Below are 18,308 nucleotides of genomic sequence, written 5' to 3' on the forward strand. Positions count from 1 at the left end.
TTAATATTATACCACACTTTTCACGAGGTAATCATTGATTCTTAAAAAAGATTCTGAAGGATCACCGGCTTCAAATGTGATTTCAACGTTTGCAGTGGCTTGTTTTTTTCCAAAAATTCCGCCGCCGCCGCCCATGTCAATATCCAGGCTTGGTCCATTTTTACTATCACCTTGTTCTACCTTGATTTTGCCTAATCCCACTTTAAACTTTAGTTTGAGTTCTTTAATTTTTATTGCCGATGGCGGTAAAAGACTCAATAGCGGAACGCTTAAGGTCGTCATTGCATTAGGATCATCATCAGGATCCAGGGTTGGTACATGAAGTTCTTGTACAATTGGTTTTCCATCTTCGTCAAAATATTTTGCAATTTGCATGATATGCTGCTCTTCGGTTAATTCCTGAGCGCGTAATACTGCACTGTGGATTGCCTGTAGTAAATGGTCAAATCTTTGTTGTGACATGGTTTCAATTTTTTAAATGTTATTTTTCATCCAGCCAATATGGCTTTCTTGTAAAACCTACATGATACGTAGTGCTTTGCATGTTAAGTTCGTGTTCGCCCAGCTTAAAACTCCCAATCGAGATGTCTTTGCCAATTATTACTCCCTTAGGATGTTGAGAAAGACATTTGTTAAGCAACACCAACTGATCTTCCCGCATTTCTTCAGTAAAAGGTGCACTTGGGTTTATAGAACCAACTGTTATTTTTTTTATATATCGTATATCTGCGATCGTGATCTTTTGTGAATTATCTGGTAACATACAGTTGGTGTTAGATTACTTAATCAATTACTCTTTTTCTGTAGATGGCGTTACGTCAGAGCCATCTGCGCTCACCAGTTTACCTTGTTCTTTAGGTTTACCGTCTTCGCCTCTTTCAATCTCACCATCAGCGTTAGGTTTATAAGCCATAATCTGACGTGGTTTTGCGGCATCATTCATAATATCAAGCACTCTTGCCAAACCTTCTGGCAAACCATGATTGGTCGCTTTTACTTCTACATGGTATTTTGCAGAATGGTCTGTCGAACGGGTGTTTTCTTTACTTGATGAAATAGAACCGGATACGCTTGCGTTGATAGAGAAGAACCCTATTTTTGCACTCATCGTTGCACTAAACTCACCTTTAGAAGCAGATGATTCAACAGATTTCGTAGAGCTTTTAACTTCCATGTCAAAAGTGATGTCTACTAAATCTACTTGCAGGTTTGGGATAGGTACAATGGCAAGCATCGGCACCTTCATTTTAACCTCTTCAACTGTAGCATTTCCTTCTTTGTCAATCCCGGGACGTTCAAAAACAAAATCTACCATTCGTGCAGGACCGGGAATAATAAGCCCTTCTGCATCTTTTACTTTTTCAAAACCAATGTCGTTAATAAACGCTGCTGTAGCTTTGGCTAAATCGGTATTCGATTTTACAGCCGCTGATAACGGTCCACCGATCAGGTCTTCCATAGGAAGTCCCTTAAATTGATCTCCAATGTTCATAATAAAATTATTTAAGTGTTATTAATTTGTGATAAAGTCGGCCTCTTCCAGTAAAGTGTAGGTGAAAGAATTGCCATAAAGATTTTTTGATCTGTTGCAGATTCCCATAAAGAATTTAAAATCAGCAACTTTTTTGAAAACGGTGCATCCTGCAGACCATTTTTCGACCGTTTGTGATTCTGAGTCCGGATTACTGCGATGAATGTTGATCCCGAAAATCCCTTCGTGCTGCGTTCCTGAAAAGTCTAAAACGCCGTCTTTGTTAGCATCTCTCCATACTTTAACAGGAGCCTTTTGTACTAAAGCTTCGTATTGCCCTTTGTGAAGTCCAACCTGGTGTGAACCTTTATACTGACCAGGTACTAAAATGGCAGTTCCGCTTACATTCAATGGATTTTTTAACCAAAATAGCCCTGGATCTGTAGTAGCGGCAAAAGTGAATATTTGATGATTAAGGCTTTCGTCTCTAAAGACTAAACACAACGTATCATCAAAAGAATTGGCGATTGTATTTTTACTTCTAATCCCTATAATATTCAGATTATAAGGTTTGTTCTGGTCAAAAAAAGCATATCCCTTTTTGGTAAGAACCGCTTGGATTTCATTAATAGATGGTTTCATATTCCTTATTTTTATTTGATAATTGATTATCAATGATTTACAGGACAATATTACTTCCGTATGTAAGACTTTTTTATTCTAATGGCACAAGTGGTAAATATTTAGGGATGAGTGGTTTAATATGGATTATGTAGGTTTTTATTTCTTATTTTTAGGCATTGTATAACCCCAAAACAAATCATAATTATGACTATTAAAGAAATTAGTATCGAAAGGAGGGTTCTCACATCCTCCCTAAAAATGACGGATTTAAACCGGATTACTTGCTTAAGTACTCGATTTCGATTAAAACAGCATTATAGAAGTGCGGTATTCAGAGTGGTTAAGGGCAAACGTTTTTTATTTTTTAAAACAGAAATTATAAGGAATTTGTGCGAACCCGCGGGAGATTTAACTTGTTTGCCACTTCCATTTTATTAGTAAATGGTTTAAGAGTCAATGAAGAAGTTACCATCATAACTATAGAATATGCTTAAAAGCGGAAGTTAAATTCCTGATTTAATATAGTTTATGATTTACATTACATTAAAAAGAGGAAACCTTACAAGGCTCGATATTACATGTTATTTATACTGAAATAGAAATTAGTTGTTTTATTTTCAATAGTTTACTGTTGAATTTTGAAGTAATATTTATTTAAAATTGACTTTATGCGAAGATTAAAGTCAAAACGCCTGCCATTATTTCAATTATGTGTTTATGACCATTTTCTAAAAAAGGATACAAATTGCTTATTTAATTATGGCGCTATAACTTTTTTAGAAGATTGTTGTCGGCATCTCCCCATTTTTTACTGCTTAATTTCATTTTTGTTTGAGATCCTTCAGCAGAGTTTTCCTCTTTATATTTTACTTTTTAGTCTCGCAAACACTTTTTGCATGGTTTTTCTATGCTGTTTTTTAATAATTTAAAACAGCACTGAAAGATCGTATAATCAAAAATGCGAAACAAAAAGCACGTATTCCAGCATGATTTTTTAATAAATACCTAAAAATATCGGGTTAATGATATTGAAAAAGACAGGTGTAGTAATCCGTGCATTTATAACTTTCAAAAAGATAAAAATATTATGAAAATAAGAATACTAATTATAGAAGATGAAACATTACAGGCTCAATCCTTAAAAGAAGCACTTGAAGAGAGAGGATATGAGGTTACGGCTATTGCCAATAATCTAAAAGATGCATTAGGCTATTATTATGCCCAAAAACCTGATATTGTTATTGTAGATGTATACCTGAACGGAAAACCGGACGGCATTGTTTTCGCGCAACGCATAAATGAAAACCAGTTTACCTTAAAACCTTTTGCTTTTTTAACCAGTTCTATAGATCGCAAGACATTTGAATTAGCGAGAATTACAAACCCATATTGTTATTTGATAAAACCTTTTAATGTTCTGGAATTAGAATTTGCAATCGAACTTGCAATCGAGAAATTTATGGGCATGCAAGGTGTGTTTTCGGGCAGTCAGTCAGGAGCAATTTTAATGGATGGTTTTTTCCTGATCAAAAAAAGAGACACTTTGGTAAAAGTATCTTTCAATTGTATCGAATATATTTATGTAGAAGGAAAATATACGTCGATTATTACCAAAGATGAATCATTTTTGGTCGAAATATCACTGAAACAAATTCAGCAAAAATTACCAGATAAACAGTTTATACAAATACACCGAAATCATATGGTAAATCTGAATGTTATAAAACGAATTCATATTTCTGACAGTCATATCGAATTATTATCCGGTAAAACGGTGTCGATGAGCCGAAGATTCAGGGAGAAATTTGGAGATCATTATTCCATTTTAAAATAGACTAAAATAAACGAAACCGCTACAAAAGACAATACTCTTTATAGCGGTTTCTTATTTTTAAAATGTATTCTTAATAATTTAAGATTCGGTAAATCCGTTCTCTTTATCTTTAAAAGCCCATATTGCCATTGCTTCAATAACGGGCATCAAACCATTTCCGGCATTACTTAATCTATACGTTACATAAGGAGGTACAACAGGTTTTGCTTCTCTAATAACCAGATTATCTGCTTCGAGTTGTTTTAAATGCTGGATCAGCATTTTCTCTGTAACTGCAGGAATCGCTCTTTTTAGCTCGCTGTAGCGTTTGCTTCCGCCAGAAAGATGGTATATAATAATGGGTTTCCAGTATCCTCCAATTTTTCCATTACATAGGTTACAGGGCATTTTTCTAAGGCATATTGCTTATTTTCCTGTATTGTCGATGATTCTTTGATCGCTGTCATTTGAGCATACTTTAGGGTAAGTACTTGTATAAAAGTAAGTACAAATATACCTTTGTTACAGATAATAAAAAAATAATTAGATATGAAAATTACAATCTCAGGTTCATTAGGAAATATTGGAAAACCTTTAACCACAAAATTAGTTGCATCCGGACATGATGTAACCGTAATAAGCAGTAATAATGACAGAGCTCAAGCTATTGAAGCCCTTGGCGCAAAAGCAGCAATAGGTTCTGTAAATGATGTTGCTTTTTTGAAAAATGCCTTTGCACAAGCTGATGCTGTCTTTGCTATGACTCCGCCCAATTTAGGAGGATCTGATATTATTGCCAATACAACAGTTGCGGGTAAAGCCTTAGCAGAAGCTATAGCAGCAGCAGGAGTAAAGCGTGTGGTAATGTTAAGTAGTATTGGTGCAGATTTACCAACAGGAAACGGACCAATTGCAGGACTTTATAATATCGAAAAAATATACGAAACAATACAAAATGTCTCGCTTACTTTTCTTCGTGCCGGATTTTTCTACACGAACTTATATAATGATATCCCTTTGATAAAAGGTGCAGGAATTATAGGTGCCAATTATCAGGCAACAGCAACAATTCCTTTTGTACATCCGGAAGATATTGCGGTTGCGGCTGCCGAAGAATTGCAAAAATCACCTTCAGGTAAAAATATTCGTTATATTATAAGTGACGTTCGCACCACAACTGATGTGGCAAAAGCTTTAGGGGAAGCAATTGACAAACCGCAATTACCATGGGTTGAGTTTACAGATGAGCAATCTCTCGACGGAATGAAACAAGCCGGATTACCGGAAGAAATTGCCGGATTGTATCTGGAAATGGGATCAGGTTTAAGAAGCGGAAAAATTCAGGAACATTTTTTTAGCGATACGTTCCCTGTTGATGGAAAGATCAAACTGGAAGATTTTGCAAAAGAATTTGCTGCTAAATTCTAATTTTTATAAAAAGAGCTGATTCTAAATCAGCTCTTTTTTTGTTTCTAAAATAAATGATTTCGCGTTGACAAAATTATACAGATATACGATCAACTTATACCATTTATAAAATTCAAGGAGCCATTATCTTTGTAATACTAGAACCTTAAAAATTATAAATATGAAAGCTATAGGATTCAAAACATCATTACCAATAACTGAAAAAGAGAGTTTTATAGAATTTGAAACCCAAAAGCCAATTCCGGGTCCAGGTGATTTATTGGTAAAGATTAGTGCAGTATCCGTAAATCCGGTTGATTATAAAATTCGCCAGAATAGTGCAAAAGATACCATATTAGATACTCCAAAAATCATTGGTTGGGATGCAGTAGGAATTGTCGAAGCAGTAGGAGAAAAGGTGCGTTTGTTTGAGGTAGGAGATTCCGTATTTTACGCGGGAGATATTACAAAACAAGGAAGCAATGCTGAATATCAGATTATTGATGAACGAATTGTGGGCAAAAAACCAACAGCACTAAGTATTGAAGAAGCCGCAGCAATACCTTTAACAGGTTTAACGGCTTGGGAAATATTATTTGATCGTATCAGAATCGATCCTGAAAAAGACAAAGGAAAATCTATTTTAATCATTGGCGGTGCCGGCGGAGTGGGTTCAATTGCGATTCAGCTCGCAAAGAAAATTGCCGGATTAACAGTTATTGCAACTGCATCACGTCCGGAAACTATGGATTGGTGCAAACAGCAAGGTGCTGATTATGTAGTGAATCACAAAGATTTAATTACCTCAGTGAGAGAAGCAGGATTTCAATATGTAGATTTTATTTTAGATTTTGTTGATACAAATTTGTATTGGGATGCGATGGTAGAATTAATTAAACCTCAGGGACATATTGCATCGATTACCGGAAGCAGTGATCCTGTGGCTCTGAATAAACTAAAAAACAAAAGTGCCTCATTTTCATGGGAGTTAATGTACACGCGTTCTATGTTTGAAACTGACGATATTGAGGAGCAACACAATATCCTGAATAAAATCGCTGATCTTCTGGATGACGGAACTCTAAAAACAACTTTAAAGGAAACTCTTATTGGGCTTACAGCTGATAATTTTAAAAAAGCGCATGAATTGCTGGAATCCGGCAAAACAATTGGAAAAATTGCAATTAAGTTTTAAATAAAAATTACAAAAAAAAGGCTGTCCGAACAGACAGCCTTTTAATAAACTTATATTCTGGTTACTTTATAAGGATTTTGATGTTTAAATTATTTAAGAGTGATTGCCATATTTGGCGTTATTATATCACCGCCTGCTCCTGAGAAACGTTGTGCAAATATTTCTATAAAATCATTATTTGATAATTCAACAGTACCATTTAAGGGAAGAACGACTATATCATTTACTGCTCCCCCTCTTCCATAAATTTTGTATTGCGTTAAGGGAACTCCATTTTTAGCAATATAAATGATATAGACTGCTACTCCGGGTACCTGAAAAGAAATAGAACCCGCAAGCTGAAAAATTCTTTTCTTTTTACCCATATATCTTAATCTGTTATTGGCGTTTGGCGATGCATCCAACGCAAATCGAAATAAATTATACGATGCTGAATTTCCAAGAACTTTTACTGTATTACTAGGATTCGATGCATTAAAAGTTGTACCCGCTCCAGAGCCAACTGTATAATCCATAGAAAAATCTCCTACAGCATTTGCATCTGCTTCGGTTGGTATTCCTGCAGCTCTAACATTCCAGCTGTTATTAAAGTTATATCCTGTGTAGGTTCCTACGGTATAAGGTTTAACATATCCCGCAGCATTCGAACCTGTAAACACAACTGATTCCAGTACTGCATCGCCGCTTACAGTAGGGTTTGCAGATACATCAAAGCCTATTGCTGAGCCCTCTACCTGGCTAAAACCGCCTTGTTTTTCGACTAATGTAAAGTTTCCTGTCAGTTTTTCGTAAGTTCCTGTATTATTACCAAACCATGCCGTATTACTTAGCAATAACTGCGTGATATTAGTATAGGTTATTCCGTTTGTATTTCCTGTAAAATTCACGATACTTAAAAATACCAATCCAAAACCTGAAACAGTACCTACAGAATTAGAGTTGGCAACAATACTATCCCTGAAAATTAAATTTTGACTTGTTCCGGTAAGGTTAAACACACTTCCGGCTGTAGCAATAAGGGTTACACCTCGAATACTTCCTCCGGTTGCGCCTTCAAAAAGATTTCCTGTAGGTCTTACAATAACATCCTCACTTGCATCTAATCCCTGTACATAAGCATTATTTAAATCAATAGGAAAATTAAAAGTTACAGTACCATTTATTTCGTATAAGGTATTAGAAGTCAAAACATATTTAGATCCTCCTCCGGCAGCAAGTTCAGTTGCTAAAACTGTTGCCAAAACATCTGTAGATTTTATACGTTTAAAGTTAATTCTTCCCGGAGAACCGCTAACAATTGGTACCCATGTTGCTGTTCCTGCTGAATAGTAGTAAAATAATTTAAGGTCAGTATCATAAACCATTAAACCATCTGCGGGAGTTGTAATGGCGTTTCTTTGTGCAGTTGTCATTCTTGGAGTCAGCATTCCTTTTGTTGTTGAGGTAACATCCAGAATAGAGCTTGCATTTGGTGTTGTAGTACCAATTCCAATTTGTGCATTTCCTGTTAAGGTTAAAAGGAAGAAAAATAGCAATAATAATTTTTTATGATTTTGAAGAGTAGGTTTGTTGATCATAATATCTAATATTAGTTTGGTGTATATTTTTATTTAAAGGATATAATTTATTTGCCTGAATTTGAGATTACAATTTTCTCAGTAAGTCTTTCGTTATTGGTCGTTAAGAATTCTGCAATGTAAATTCCGTTACTTAAACCGCTTGTCGAAAAAGTATAATTTTGATCTGTTCCAAGGTCTTTTTTAGACAATACCGTTTTACCTAAAACATCATATAATTTAAATGATTTCAGGGCTAAATTATTCGGGTTTGAAGCTCGTAATTTACTATTGGTATTATCCTGGATGATAAAGAATTGTTTAGAGGTTTCGCTTCCCGTACCAAGAGTTTGCTCGTTTTTGAACGTAATCTTAAATCGGTCAGGATAAACTCCGGGCGCAACGCTAACTTCATAGGTTCCGTTTTTAATGTCATGATAAGAGTTATCAAGCGCATCATACAGGTAAATCATTTGCGAGTTGTCAAAATTGACTACTTCCGGAATATAAAATTTAAAAGTAGCATTTGTAGCTGCTTTTGCTGTAAGCGCTATTTTTTTTGTTTCATCAAAATTGATTCCCTGAATTACATAACTGCCGTTTTCTACCCAAAAAGTTACATCATTGGGCACAGCATCATCCATATTCATCGCATCAATGCCTATATCGATTCCATCTGTTGCCGTTGGTACAAATGCAAGCGCTAATTGTCTTGTAAATTGATTGTCAATAATGGTATTGAATTTAAAATGCGAAACTTCTTCAACTACTTCTTCAGTAGTTTCGGGATCAGAATCTTCTTTTTTGGCAGTATCTTCTTTAGGTGCTTTTCTTTCAAATTGAGAAGAACCTGTTCCATCTTTAATAAATACTCTGTGACTATTTTTGAAAGTTGCAGTTCCGTCAGCGATAGCACTAATAACAAAGCCTTGACCTATAGGAGAATATCTTCTGTTTATTGCGATTCCGGATGACGATCCGGTATTATTTACAGAACCATCTGCATTATAAGAACTAAAAAAAGCAGGTATATATACACCCGGAGAAACCAAATCTACAGGAGCATATGATCCATAACCTCCTTTGTAACTTACAAGCGTGTGAGTATTTACGGTTTTATCCTGTTGCCAAAAGTACGCAACACCTCCGGTTGCGGTATTAGAACCATCTAATAAAAAGGCATTTAAGTGCAAAGCAGATGGATATGGATTACCAGTCAAGGTTGCATTATTGGCTCCTAAATTAATGACGATATTACCATCATTCGGTTTTCCTCTAAAATCATACCTTTGGGCACTTCCGGGATTATTGGTAATTCCAGTTCCCTCAGGATCTGTAGTGTCAGTTCCGCTTGTACCTTTCATAGAAAAACCTTCACCTGGAGCAAGAGTTGTGGCTCCGCCAACAAAAAACCATTGCGAATAATTCGTGGCTTTAACTAATTTATAAATCCACTTAGAAGCGATTGCAAGCGGGCTGGATGTACCGTTAGAATTCGTTGCAGGTAAAATTGTGGCAACAGTCGAAGCAGTTACAGTTGTTGGTCTGCTTAACATGGTAATACCAAAGTTTTCATTTCCGGGAGTAGCAGAAGCATTTCCTACGGGAGAACACCAATAATTATAATCAAAGTTGTCTGAGGTACCTTCCTGATAAACAGATAAGACACCGCTGCCCAGATTGGCAGAAGTTCCTGCAGATCCTTGCAGTAATTGCGAATTATTTCTTAAATACAAATTAGAGGATGCGTCCAGATTTATGTTTCCCTGAACATATAGTACTTCATTTTTTACATACATGTTTGCGTTGGGACTAAAATAAATTTGGGAGATACATTTTGTAGTGGCCAGTATCAAAATAAGTAATGTTGTTTTTTTCATAACTTTCACTTTTAGTGTAGTAATAGAGTAGGATTTTTGCGTTTCATCTTGATTTACATTAGTGATAGATTATGCTGTCGATTTTGAATTTTTAAAGAGAAAAAATATGCCAAGCAAAAGACCACTTGCGAATAATATCCAAATTTCGCTGTCTATTGGAGCCGGATCGCCTACCGGAGGAGGAATTGCTTGTGGTTGTGGAGGAGAAGGAGCGGCAAAACTTTTAAAAGCTATGCAAAAAAATAAGGCTAATAGTAATTTTAATTTTCTGATTTTCATATGATAATTTTAGATTGGGAATAAAATTCATGAATGGATATTATTTTTTACTTTACTAAAAAATGAGCAGGTAAGAATAATTTTATAAAATGTAAGAACGTATTTTAATAAACTTGTATTTTGATGGAAATGAGCACAATATGGATTTTTTTTACTTCGAAATAATAATGGAACAATCTGTTAAATCTTAAAACAATCTTATAAAACATACCTTACAAATAAGATAAAAATTGAATAATTCTCATTTTTTTAACAAATTTGTATTGTAGTATAATTAAGATGATTTTCTAAATATATTGAAAAAAATCTTATATTTTAGAAAACTAAAAATAATAATTTAAGTAATTTCCTATGTTAGCATAGTAAATTGCAAAAAGATTGGCTTTTGATGAAAATGAAGTAAAGAGATGTTTTTAGTAAAGAATATGGGGATAGTACAAAAAAAGAGCTGATCGTTAGACCAGCTCTTTTTGGAGTATGAGATTTTGTTATTTCAGAATAGTTTTGATTACTAAATCAGCTTTGTGAAGAGCTTTAAATAGGAGTAATCTATGAATTTTTTTGTTGTATTTTGTTAGCTTCTAAGAAACTTATGTTATTGTTCAATTATCGAAAGAATACTTTTAGGAATTTCATCAAAACCTTCAATAGAATATGGTTTTATAAGATATGCTTTTACACCCAGCAAGTCGCATTTTTCTTTATAAACAGGATTTATACTAGTTGAATAAACAAAACACGGAATTGTTTTTAAATCATTATTATTCAAAATTTGCTGTAATGCCTCGATACCGTCCAGTATTGGCATATTGATGTCTGTAAGGATAATGTCCGGAGTTTCATTTGAAGTATCTTCTAAATAATTTAAAAGTTCTTCACCATTTGCTACAAGACTTACTTTTGCAAAATCCGGGTTTTTAGTAAAGGTATGGCAGATTATATCGGCATCATCGATATCATCTTCGGCAATAATAATATGTAGATTATTTAAGTGTGGCATTATAATATTGGGAAATAAAGGTTAAACGTGGTGCCCTCATTCGGTTTACTTTCCACAGTAATATGACCGGAATGATTTTCCATGATTTTTTTACAAATTGCCAGACCAATTCCGTTACCGGAATATTCATTTTTGGCATGCAGGCGTTGAAATATGGTAAAGATTTTAAGAAGATGATTTGGTTCCATCCCGATACCGTTATCTTGTATCTGAATTTTTATAAACTGATCCGTTTCATTTGGAATTTCAGCTTCCGAATTATCAATTTGAGAAATCTGAATAAGCGGAGAACTATCTTTCTTGCTGTATTTTATGGCGTTTGAAATAAGGTTAGAAAAAAGCTGACGCATCTGAACTCTGGAAGCTTTTAATATTGGCAGTTTTCCTATTTTGATTTCTGCTTTTTTATCTGATATTATAATTTCCAGATCATCGGTTACGTCTTTTATTACATCGACCAGATTAACTTCTGTTCGTTCTTCCTGCGCGGTATGGGATGAATAACTAACTAAATCATCAACAAGCGAATTTAATCTTAAAGCTGCAGATTTCATTACATTCATAGATTTTGCATCACCTTCAGAAAGATAACTTGCATCTATTCTTCCATTATACATCACGATTTTTCTTAGAGGTTCTTTAAGATCATGCGATATAACATGAATAAATTCCTCCAGATTAGCGTTAATTCTATTTAATTCGTGAATTTTTTCTTCCAGTTCCTTTTGATGGCGTATTAATGCATCTTCGTGTTTTTTCTTTTCTGTTAGATCTGTAATCACAATTCCAATTCCCTGAACGGTAGGTTCAAGATCTGTCACGGCGATATAAGCAGGAAAAGTTTTTCTGTAAGTCCGTGTTTTAAAAACAATTTCGTGCGTCGTAATACCATATTTTAAAGCTTCGATAATTGGAACAAAATTATCCATACTATTAAAGTATTCATAGAGATAGTTTCCAATTATTTTTTCAGCAGGCAAGCCTATAAGCTTAGAAAAATAATCATTACAATATAGTATAAGTCCATTTCTGGAAATGCTCAATGCGCCCTGACCAAATTTTTCGATCAGGAGCCTAAAGGTATAATCTGCAGTTTCGAGCGAATAAAGCTGCGGCGTTCCATTTGTATTTACCACCAATGCATCAACATCTCCCTCTTTTATGGCATCAACAATACTATTAGATTCGTAAAGTTGCTCTTTTAAGAAAGCTATTTCGGCTTTTAGGGATTCTATATTTGTATTATTGTCCTTCAAATTATTTGCGTATGTTTAGGATTCTTAATACCTTTTCTTCGTCTGATAAATCGCCCAGAATAATCCTCCTTGGTTCAGGATAGGTTTTTATCAATGTGGGTATTGCCACTATTTGATGTATTACTGCTTGTTCTGTATCACGGCTAATATCTATAATTTCTAATTCGTAATTATCCGTTAGATACTGATCGCAAATTTTACGGAGGTTTTCTATCGCATGACCTGATTTAACAGACATACCCGAAACAAAAAGCATAAATTTATTTTTGGTTGTACTTGAGCCATCAGATGAATCGTCCATTTTTTTTTAAGAGTTTAAGGGTTTTATATTAAGCCCAACTAGTACTCGTTCTTCATTCGATAAATCACCAATGATCTTGCGAATAGGTTCCGGAAATTTTCTAACTAACGTAGGTACAGCAAAAATCTGGTCACCCTCTGCCAATTGCGGATTTTTAAGCAAATCTACAATTTCGATGCTGTAAATTCCTTTTAAATGTTCCTCGGCATATTTTTTTATATTTTCCAGCGCCGTTATAGATTTAGGCGTCTGACCTGCGATATATAATCGTAATTGCCATTCGGCTACAGCTTCTTTCTTCATTTTATCCTATTTTTTAGAACTTAGTTTATCCTGTAATTCTTCGGTAGCTTTCAGGATACTTAGTTCCTCTTGTGCCGATTCGAATTCAGTTCTAAGTGATTCAATATTAGCTTCAAGAACTTTTCGTTTTCGTTCAATCTCTCTGTCTTTTCTGCTAATTTCGTTTTGAAGTTTAATCTCAGATATGGTTTTCTTTAATTGATGTGATTGTCTTGCAGCACCGGTCAGGATTCCCTGAGGCCCTAATTCTACATCCAGTAATTCTATTCCGTTATTAGTAATCACAAATTCTCTTACCTGATTAGAATGTCCCATTCCTCGGGCTTTTACAATAAAAATTCCGCGGTTTCTTTCGCCAATTCCTTCCATATCACGAACTGTAATCCAGGTGTCTACCAATGATGATACAGATTCTTCGGCAAGATCAGGTCTTAAATTATCTGTTTGTTTATTTAATGACGTAAAAAGCGCCGTAATATTGTTTGCTTTCAGCATATCAATAAGCCTTACCAGCATCGAGCGTACTTCGTGTTCGCTACCTACAGAAATCAAATTACTAATAGGATCGATAATAATAGTAGTAGGCTGAAATTCTCTGATTAATTTGCGAAGTGTAAGCAAATGCAGTTCAAGACCATTAAGAGACGGACGTGAAGAATGAATTTGCAAAATACCGTCGTTGATGTGTTTTTGAAGATCGATACCTATTGATTTCATATTACGAACCAATTGTTGTGGTGATTCTTCGAACGCAAAATAAATTGTTTTTTCTTTCTTGTTACATTGTTCATTGGCAAAATAACATCCAATCGTGGTTTTTGCAGTTCCTGCAGTTCCGGAAACTAAAATATTACTTCCGCGGTAAAATCCACCGCCTTCAAACATCTCGTTTAATCCGGGAACTCCGGTCGAAATCACATCAGATGAAACTTCATTATCCAGTTTTAAGGACGTAATTGGTAATACCGAGATTCCGTCTTCATCAATAAGAAACGGATATTCGTTTGTACCATGTGTTGATCCTCTGTATTTTACAATTCGAAGCCTTCTTGTAGAAACCTGTTCTATAACACGATGATCCAGAACAATAACACAATCAGAAACATATTCTTCTAATCCCTGACGGGTTAAAGTTGCTTCGCCGCGTTCTCCCGTAATAATTGCTGTTACGCCTTTGGTTTTAAGCCAGTGAAATAATCTTCGCAATTCTGCTCTAAGAATCGCCTGATTATCAAGTCCTGCAAAAAGAGATTCTATGGTATCCAGTACAACACGTTTTGCTTTTATAGAATCTATGGCGTGTCCTAACCTGATAAATAAACCATCAAGATCATATTCGCCAGCTTCTTCGATTTCAGATCTTTCGACCCTTACGTGATCTACAACGAGTTTTTTGTCTTTTTTGAGTTTTTCGAGGTCAAAGCCAAGGGATTTTACGTTTAAAGTAAGATCATCCGAAGGTTCTTCAAAAGACATGAAAACTCCGGGTTCGTCATATTCTGTAATCCCTTTAATAAGGAATTGCATCGATAACAATGTTTTTCCGCAGCCGGCACCACCGCAGATTAAAGTTGGTCGTCCTTTCGGAAATCCGCCATCAGTAATCTCATCAAGGCCATCAACTCCTGTAGGAGTTTTGGGAAATATAAAACTATGTGATTTTGATTGTTCTTGCACGCTATTTAATATTCTGTTTACTCAAATATACGTTTTCCTAGAATATTAGCAATTAATATTTATTAAAGATTTAACAGCTGTTCAAAGAATTTTTAAATCTTTTTTTGAAAGATATTGTAGCTAAACAGTATAATAATGGTAAATAAAGATAAAATTTTTAATGCGTGTTTTTGGGTTGTAACCAAAGGATTATAAATTTCTTAAACAAAGCTGTTCCATATTTTTAGTTATGATATTTTTGTCCGAAATCGTTTTGGCTAAACCAAGCGCTGTCTCAAAGTGTTCAAGTGCTTTTTGATTGTCGTAACCCGAATATAAATTGCCCAGTAAAGAGTAATAAAAATGATTATTTGTTAAGTTCAGTTTCTCTGCTTCGGCAATAGATTCTTGCTTGCCTTTTACTTTAGACAACGCATAAGTTCTGTTTAAAGCGACAATTGGAGAATATTCTAAAATAATCAGATTGTTATACAATTCTAAAATATGCTGCCATTTTTCAGGCGTGTCTTTTTTTTGGGTATGCCAATAGGCAATTCCAGCTTCGAGATGGTATTTAGAAAGCGTGTTTCCGATTGAAGACTGGCTCAGAAAATAAGTTCCTTTATCTATTAATTCCTGATTCCAGAGAGATTCATCCTGATCCTGATATAAAATAATTTCACCATTTTGAGTTGTTCGGGCTTCAAATCTCGAAGAATGAAAACACATCAAAGCCATTAATGCATTGGTTGCAGGCAAATTCGTTGTTTCGTTCTGAATTAATAAATAAGCAAGACGCATCGCTTCTGCACATAGGTCTTTTCGTAAAGTCGTGTTTTGAGAAGTAGAGTAGTAACCCTCAGAATATAAAAGATAAATGGTTTTAAGAACCGTATCGATTCGGTCTTTTATTTCTGTGGGATTTGGATTTTTAATCTTAATATTTTCTTCCTTCAGTTTTTCTTTAGCGCGATTTATTCTTTTATAAATCACTTCTTTATTGGATAAAAAAGCATCAGCGATCTCAGTGATTCCAAAACCGCATAATAAATTTAAGGCAAGGGCAATTTGTGCTTCGTCTGAGTTACGAGGATTGCAAACCGTAAAAATCATCGCCAGCTGACTGTCTGTAATATTTTTATCAGATAAGTCAATTTCAATTTCCTGATTATTTTGAGAATTGTTGTATTTTATTTCGGTAACTATTTTCTTTTCGAATACCTCATTTCGCTTAAAATAGTTTTTGGTTTTATTTTTAGCCACGGTATAAAGCCAGGCTGTTGGATTTTCTGGAATTCCCTTAATCGCCCAGGTTTCTGATGCCGTCAAAAAAGTATCACTCACAATATCCTCGGCAATTTCGATATGATGAATACCAAAAAGATTGCATAAAACCGAAACAATTTTTTGATATTCGGTTCTAAATAAGTTGGGGATTAGTTCCTGGTTCATAAATTGAGTTGAGATTTAGTAAAGAGTATAGAGAAAATATAGAGGCAAGAGTAAAGATTTTTGAGTATAAGTTTTAGAGAATAGATTATAGAAGCAAGAGACAAGATTTTTGCGTATAGTCTTATTGTCAGTAATTTATAATAAATATTGTATAAAGAGTATAGGATTTACAATCTACAATCTTGGCTCTTGACTCTTATTTCTATTCTCTTTTCTCTAAATTCTACATTGCCTGACGAATCTCTACATTTCCACCTAAATTCAAAACCGGACATCCTTGTGCAATTTCAGCGGCTTCGTCATAATCTTTGGCTTTTATGATGATTAGTCCGCCAATAGATTCTTTGATTTCTACGAAAGGTCCGTTTGTTACGCCTTTAGATTTGCTTACGATTTTTCCCTCGCCATCCCAGCGTTGCAAAGGTCTTGCAAGTTTATCTTGTGCGGCAAGACCACCAAACCAGTTTTGCCATTGTTGTAAATGCTGCTGCAATTCTTCGGGTGAAGGCTGATTTTCTTTGGTTGTAAAATCTCTTCTGAAAATTAATATGAATTCGTTCATTACTTTATATTTTTAATTTTATCGATTGTTATTTTATCCAATAAAAAAAACTGTCTTTTATCTGAGATATAAATTTAGTGTTTTACATCAGATAAAAGACAGCCTGAATTTATTTATCCAAATTGTCCCACTCTGTAAGTTCCCGGAGTATTAGGAAAAGCAAGATTAAAACGATTCCACGTATTAATTGTTGTGATTACAAGCGTAAGATCGATCAGTTCTTCATCAGAGAATTCGGTTTTTGCAAGCGCATAAACTTCATCATGAACCTCACAAGCAGTAACAGCTTCAGCCCACGCAAGTGCCGCTCTTTCTCTTGAAGTGTAATACGGAGTTTCTCTCCAGGCACTTAAGCCAAATAAACGTTGCGGAGTTTCGCCGGTTGCCAAAGCTTCTTTGGAGTGCATGTCTAAACAATATGCACAACTGTTGATTTGTGATACTCTAAAATCGACTAAATCTAATAATGATTTTTCAAGTCCTGATTTTTTGATATAACCTGTAATAGCAAATAATGTGCTTAAAGCTTTTTGTCCTTTTTCGAATGCATTGATTCTAGTTTCCATAATGTATAATTTTAAATGTTATACCCTAATGACAACTGAACTTTCGAGATTGGACAAAATTTTCAAAAAAAATATTAAATTTTTTAAATTATTTTTAAAAGCCCTGATTTTACAAGGATTCTTAGTTTATAATTAAATCTATATCTTTAGAATAGTTAGACAATAAAGGTTTATTATTAAAGCTATTGGTCATTGTCCACGGAATAAGTTTTCCGTTTTCTATGATTTCTTTTTTAGAATAAACCATGCTGAAATACATTTCGTAATCATCAGGTTTTTTTGGCATACCTTTATTTTTTGATTCTTCGGGAATGTCTTCATAATAATATCGGGATTGCTTTAAAACCGGATATTTGTTCAGTAAATAATCGTTTATAGTAAATCTAGGATCATCGCCTTTATACAAATCTTCAAATAAAATGGGTGTTATAGTGAGACTTTTAATATTTTGTTTTAAACTCTTATATTGATCTGAAGTGGTAGAAAAATCAGATTCTTTTAGATTGTCTTTTTGTGACAATTGCCTGATAACCGAAAGTCGGACATAATCGCCGTCGATTTCGATAACCTTAAATACAAAATAATATTTTTGGTAACTCTGACTTCCGTTAATGCCGGTTTCTTTACTAAAAATAAAACTTCCTAATTGTAGCTGATGTTCTTTGGTATTTATGGCTTTTTTCCACATATAAGGTTTGTAAACCTTTTCTCGAATGAGATAAAAAACGACTAAACTGATAACGGAAATTAGGATTATTTTTTTCATTTGTTTTAAAAGTAGGAGAGAAGTGCTTTTACAAATATCAATAAATTTAATTAGGATTGAAGAAAAACTAATAGCCACAGATTAAAAGTCGTTTCATTTAGAATATTACCGCATAGTATAATTGCGGAGTGGTATGATAATAATAGCCACAGATTAAAAGATTAAAATGATTTTTAAAAATCTGCTCAATCTGCCAGATCTGCTTGAAAAAAATTAAACAC

At 34.3% G+C, this 18,308-nt stretch carries 20 protein-coding genes; 4 read left to right on the forward strand and 16 right to left on the reverse strand.

What is annotated here, in order from left to right:
* Positions 1-6: 6 nt before the first annotated feature.
* From ASF10_RS17470 to ASF10_RS17485, 4 genes are read right to left on the reverse strand one after another with little or no spacing between them, the layout of a single operon-like run.
* A complete protein-coding gene (locus ASF10_RS17470; RefSeq protein WP_056251755.1) occupies positions 7-462 on the reverse strand; it encodes a DUF2589 domain-containing protein in 456 nt (151 codons plus the stop codon).
* Between the two features lie 19 nt (positions 463-481).
* Positions 482-763: a hypothetical protein gene (locus ASF10_RS17475; protein ID WP_056251759.1), complete on the reverse strand. Its 282-nt coding sequence runs from the start codon at positions 761-763 to the stop codon at positions 482-484.
* Between the two features lie 27 nt (positions 764-790).
* Positions 791-1,459 carry a DUF2589 domain-containing protein gene (locus tag ASF10_RS17480; RefSeq protein WP_198529601.1) on the reverse strand — a complete coding sequence of 223 codons (669 nt, stop codon included), beginning with the start codon at positions 1,457-1,459 and terminating at the stop codon, positions 791-793.
* Between the two features lie 54 nt (positions 1,460-1,513).
* Entirely contained in the window at positions 1,514-2,113 is a 600-nt protein-coding gene (locus ASF10_RS17485) for a hypothetical protein (RefSeq protein ID WP_056251760.1), read from the reverse strand.
* A 1,069-nt stretch (positions 2,114-3,182) separates the two neighbouring features.
* On the opposite strand from ASF10_RS17485, the gene ASF10_RS17490 reads away from it, so the two are divergent.
* Positions 3,183-3,929 (forward strand): LytR/AlgR family response regulator transcription factor, encoded by a 747-nt coding sequence (locus tag ASF10_RS17490; protein WP_056251763.1) that lies wholly within the window; start codon positions 3,183-3,185, stop codon positions 3,927-3,929.
* A gap of 78 nt (positions 3,930-4,007) precedes the next feature.
* Here ASF10_RS17490 and ASF10_RS17495 read toward each other — a convergent pair whose 3' ends face one another.
* The gene (locus ASF10_RS17495; protein WP_241774977.1) at positions 4,008-4,316 is read right to left on the reverse strand and encodes a winged helix-turn-helix transcriptional regulator; all 309 of its coding nucleotides are present in this window, start codon (positions 4,314-4,316) and stop codon (positions 4,008-4,010) included.
* A 141-nt stretch (positions 4,317-4,457) separates the two neighbouring features.
* On the opposite strand from ASF10_RS17495, the gene ASF10_RS17500 reads away from it, so the two are divergent.
* The gene (locus tag ASF10_RS17500) at positions 4,458-5,336 is read left to right on the forward strand and encodes an NAD(P)H-binding protein (protein ID WP_056251765.1); all 879 of its coding nucleotides are present in this window, start codon (positions 4,458-4,460) and stop codon (positions 5,334-5,336) included.
* Positions 5,337-5,496: 160 nt separating this feature from the next.
* The gene (locus ASF10_RS17505; protein WP_056251768.1) at positions 5,497-6,510 is read left to right on the forward strand and encodes a zinc-binding alcohol dehydrogenase family protein; all 1,014 of its coding nucleotides are present in this window, start codon (positions 5,497-5,499) and stop codon (positions 6,508-6,510) included.
* A gap of 89 nt (positions 6,511-6,599) precedes the next feature.
* On the opposite strand, the gene ASF10_RS17510 is transcribed toward ASF10_RS17505, so the two are convergent.
* Positions 6,600-8,087, reverse strand: a complete 1,488-nt coding sequence (locus ASF10_RS17510) for a hypothetical protein (RefSeq protein ID WP_056251772.1) — start codon at positions 8,085-8,087, stop codon at positions 6,600-6,602.
* Between the two features lie 47 nt (positions 8,088-8,134).
* The gene (locus tag ASF10_RS17515) at positions 8,135-9,946 is read right to left on the reverse strand and encodes a T9SS type A sorting domain-containing protein (RefSeq protein ID WP_056251774.1); all 1,812 of its coding nucleotides are present in this window, start codon (positions 9,944-9,946) and stop codon (positions 8,135-8,137) included.
* A gap of 106 nt (positions 9,947-10,052) precedes the next feature.
* On the opposite strand from ASF10_RS17515, the gene ASF10_RS24260 reads away from it, so the two are divergent.
* Complete coding sequence (locus tag ASF10_RS24260) at positions 10,053-10,229, forward strand: hypothetical protein (RefSeq protein ID WP_157849070.1); 177 nt, start codon at positions 10,053-10,055, stop codon at positions 10,227-10,229.
* A gap of 591 nt (positions 10,230-10,820) precedes the next feature.
* Here ASF10_RS24260 and ASF10_RS17525 read toward each other — a convergent pair.
* From ASF10_RS17525 to ASF10_RS17565, 9 genes are all read right to left on the reverse strand, one after another.
* The gene (locus ASF10_RS17525) at positions 10,821-11,225 is read right to left on the reverse strand and encodes a response regulator (protein ID WP_056251780.1); all 405 of its coding nucleotides are present in this window, start codon (positions 11,223-11,225) and stop codon (positions 10,821-10,823) included.
* Positions 11,225-12,481 carry a sensor histidine kinase gene (locus tag ASF10_RS17530; RefSeq protein WP_056251782.1) on the reverse strand — a complete coding sequence of 419 codons (1,257 nt, stop codon included), beginning with the start codon at positions 12,479-12,481 and terminating at the stop codon, positions 11,225-11,227. The genes ASF10_RS17525 and ASF10_RS17530 overlap by 1 nt, the downstream gene beginning before the upstream one ends.
* A 1-nt stretch (position 12,482) precedes the next feature.
* Positions 12,483-12,782, reverse strand: a complete 300-nt coding sequence (locus ASF10_RS17535; protein ID WP_056251786.1) for a circadian clock KaiB family protein — start codon at positions 12,780-12,782, stop codon at positions 12,483-12,485.
* A 6-nt stretch (positions 12,783-12,788) separates the two neighbouring features.
* Positions 12,789-13,085, reverse strand: coding sequence for a circadian clock KaiB family protein (locus ASF10_RS17540; protein ID WP_055092894.1), 297 nt, complete (start codon positions 13,083-13,085; stop codon positions 12,789-12,791).
* A gap of 6 nt (positions 13,086-13,091) precedes the next feature.
* Complete coding sequence (gene kaiC / locus ASF10_RS17545; RefSeq protein ID WP_056251789.1) at positions 13,092-14,762, reverse strand: circadian clock protein KaiC; 1,671 nt, start codon at positions 14,760-14,762, stop codon at positions 13,092-13,094.
* A gap of 189 nt (positions 14,763-14,951) precedes the next feature.
* Complete coding sequence (locus ASF10_RS17550; protein WP_056251791.1) at positions 14,952-16,193, reverse strand: RNA polymerase sigma factor; 1,242 nt, start codon at positions 16,191-16,193, stop codon at positions 14,952-14,954.
* Between the two features lie 223 nt (positions 16,194-16,416).
* Positions 16,417-16,755, reverse strand: a complete 339-nt coding sequence (locus ASF10_RS17555; RefSeq protein ID WP_056251794.1) for a YciI family protein — start codon at positions 16,753-16,755, stop codon at positions 16,417-16,419.
* 113 nt (positions 16,756-16,868) lie between these two features.
* Positions 16,869-17,321 carry a carboxymuconolactone decarboxylase family protein gene (locus tag ASF10_RS17560; protein ID WP_056251797.1) on the reverse strand — a complete coding sequence of 151 codons (453 nt, stop codon included), beginning with the start codon at positions 17,319-17,321 and terminating at the stop codon, positions 16,869-16,871.
* Between the two features lie 121 nt (positions 17,322-17,442).
* Entirely contained in the window at positions 17,443-18,087 is a 645-nt protein-coding gene (locus tag ASF10_RS17565; RefSeq protein WP_056251800.1) for a hypothetical protein, read from the reverse strand.
* Between the last annotated feature and the right edge of the window lie 221 nt (positions 18,088-18,308).

The sequence above is a fragment of the Flavobacterium sp. Leaf82 genome, assembly GCF_001422725.1.
Lineage (GTDB): Bacteria > Bacteroidota > Bacteroidia > Flavobacteriales > Flavobacteriaceae > Flavobacterium.

What these genes read in the sequence shown, in the direction of transcription:
- ASF10_RS24260 (WP_157849070.1), top strand. Translation starts at nt 10,053, where the DNA reads ATGCCAAGCAAAAGACCACTTGCGAATAATATCCAAATTTCGCTGTCT.
- ASF10_RS17515 (WP_056251774.1), bottom strand. Translation starts at nt 9,946, where the DNA reads ATGAAAAAAACAACATTACTTATTTTGATACTGGCCACTACAAAATGT.
- ASF10_RS17475 (WP_056251759.1), bottom strand. Translation starts at nt 763, where the DNA reads ATGTTACCAGATAATTCACAAAAGATCACGATCGCAGATATACGATAT.
- ASF10_RS17550 (WP_056251791.1), bottom strand. Translation starts at nt 16,193, where the DNA reads ATGAACCAGGAACTAATCCCCAACTTATTTAGAACCGAATATCAAAAA.
- ASF10_RS17480 (WP_198529601.1), bottom strand. Translation starts at nt 1,459, where the DNA reads ATGGAAGACCTGATCGGTGGACCGTTATCAGCGGCTGTAAAATCGAAT.
- ASF10_RS17560 (WP_056251797.1), bottom strand. Translation starts at nt 17,321, where the DNA reads ATGGAAACTAGAATCAATGCATTCGAAAAAGGACAAAAAGCTTTAAGC.
- ASF10_RS17470 (WP_056251755.1), bottom strand. Translation starts at nt 462, where the DNA reads ATGTCACAACAAAGATTTGACCATTTACTACAGGCAATCCACAGTGCA.
- ASF10_RS17510 (WP_056251772.1), bottom strand. Translation starts at nt 8,087, where the DNA reads ATGATCAACAAACCTACTCTTCAAAATCATAAAAAATTATTATTGCTA.
- ASF10_RS17565 (WP_056251800.1), bottom strand. Translation starts at nt 18,087, where the DNA reads ATGAAAAAAATAATCCTAATTTCCGTTATCAGTTTAGTCGTTTTTTAT.
- ASF10_RS17535 (WP_056251786.1), bottom strand. Translation starts at nt 12,782, where the DNA reads ATGGACGATTCATCTGATGGCTCAAGTACAACCAAAAATAAATTTATG.
- ASF10_RS17525 (WP_056251780.1), bottom strand. Translation starts at nt 11,225, where the DNA reads ATGCCACACTTAAATAATCTACATATTATTATTGCCGAAGATGATATC.
- ASF10_RS17500 (WP_056251765.1), top strand. Translation starts at nt 4,458, where the DNA reads ATGAAAATTACAATCTCAGGTTCATTAGGAAATATTGGAAAACCTTTA.
- ASF10_RS17485 (WP_056251760.1), bottom strand. Translation starts at nt 2,113, where the DNA reads ATGAAACCATCTATTAATGAAATCCAAGCGGTTCTTACCAAAAAGGGA.
- ASF10_RS17490 (WP_056251763.1), top strand. Translation starts at nt 3,183, where the DNA reads ATGAAAATAAGAATACTAATTATAGAAGATGAAACATTACAGGCTCAA.
- ASF10_RS17495 (WP_241774977.1), bottom strand. Translation starts at nt 4,316, where the DNA reads ATGCCCTGTAACCTATGTAATGGAAAAATTGGAGGATACTGGAAACCC.
- ASF10_RS17505 (WP_056251768.1), top strand. Translation starts at nt 5,497, where the DNA reads ATGAAAGCTATAGGATTCAAAACATCATTACCAATAACTGAAAAAGAG.
- ASF10_RS17540 (WP_055092894.1), bottom strand. Translation starts at nt 13,085, where the DNA reads ATGAAGAAAGAAGCTGTAGCCGAATGGCAATTACGATTATATATCGCA.
- ASF10_RS17555 (WP_056251794.1), bottom strand. Translation starts at nt 16,755, where the DNA reads ATGAACGAATTCATATTAATTTTCAGAAGAGATTTTACAACCAAAGAA.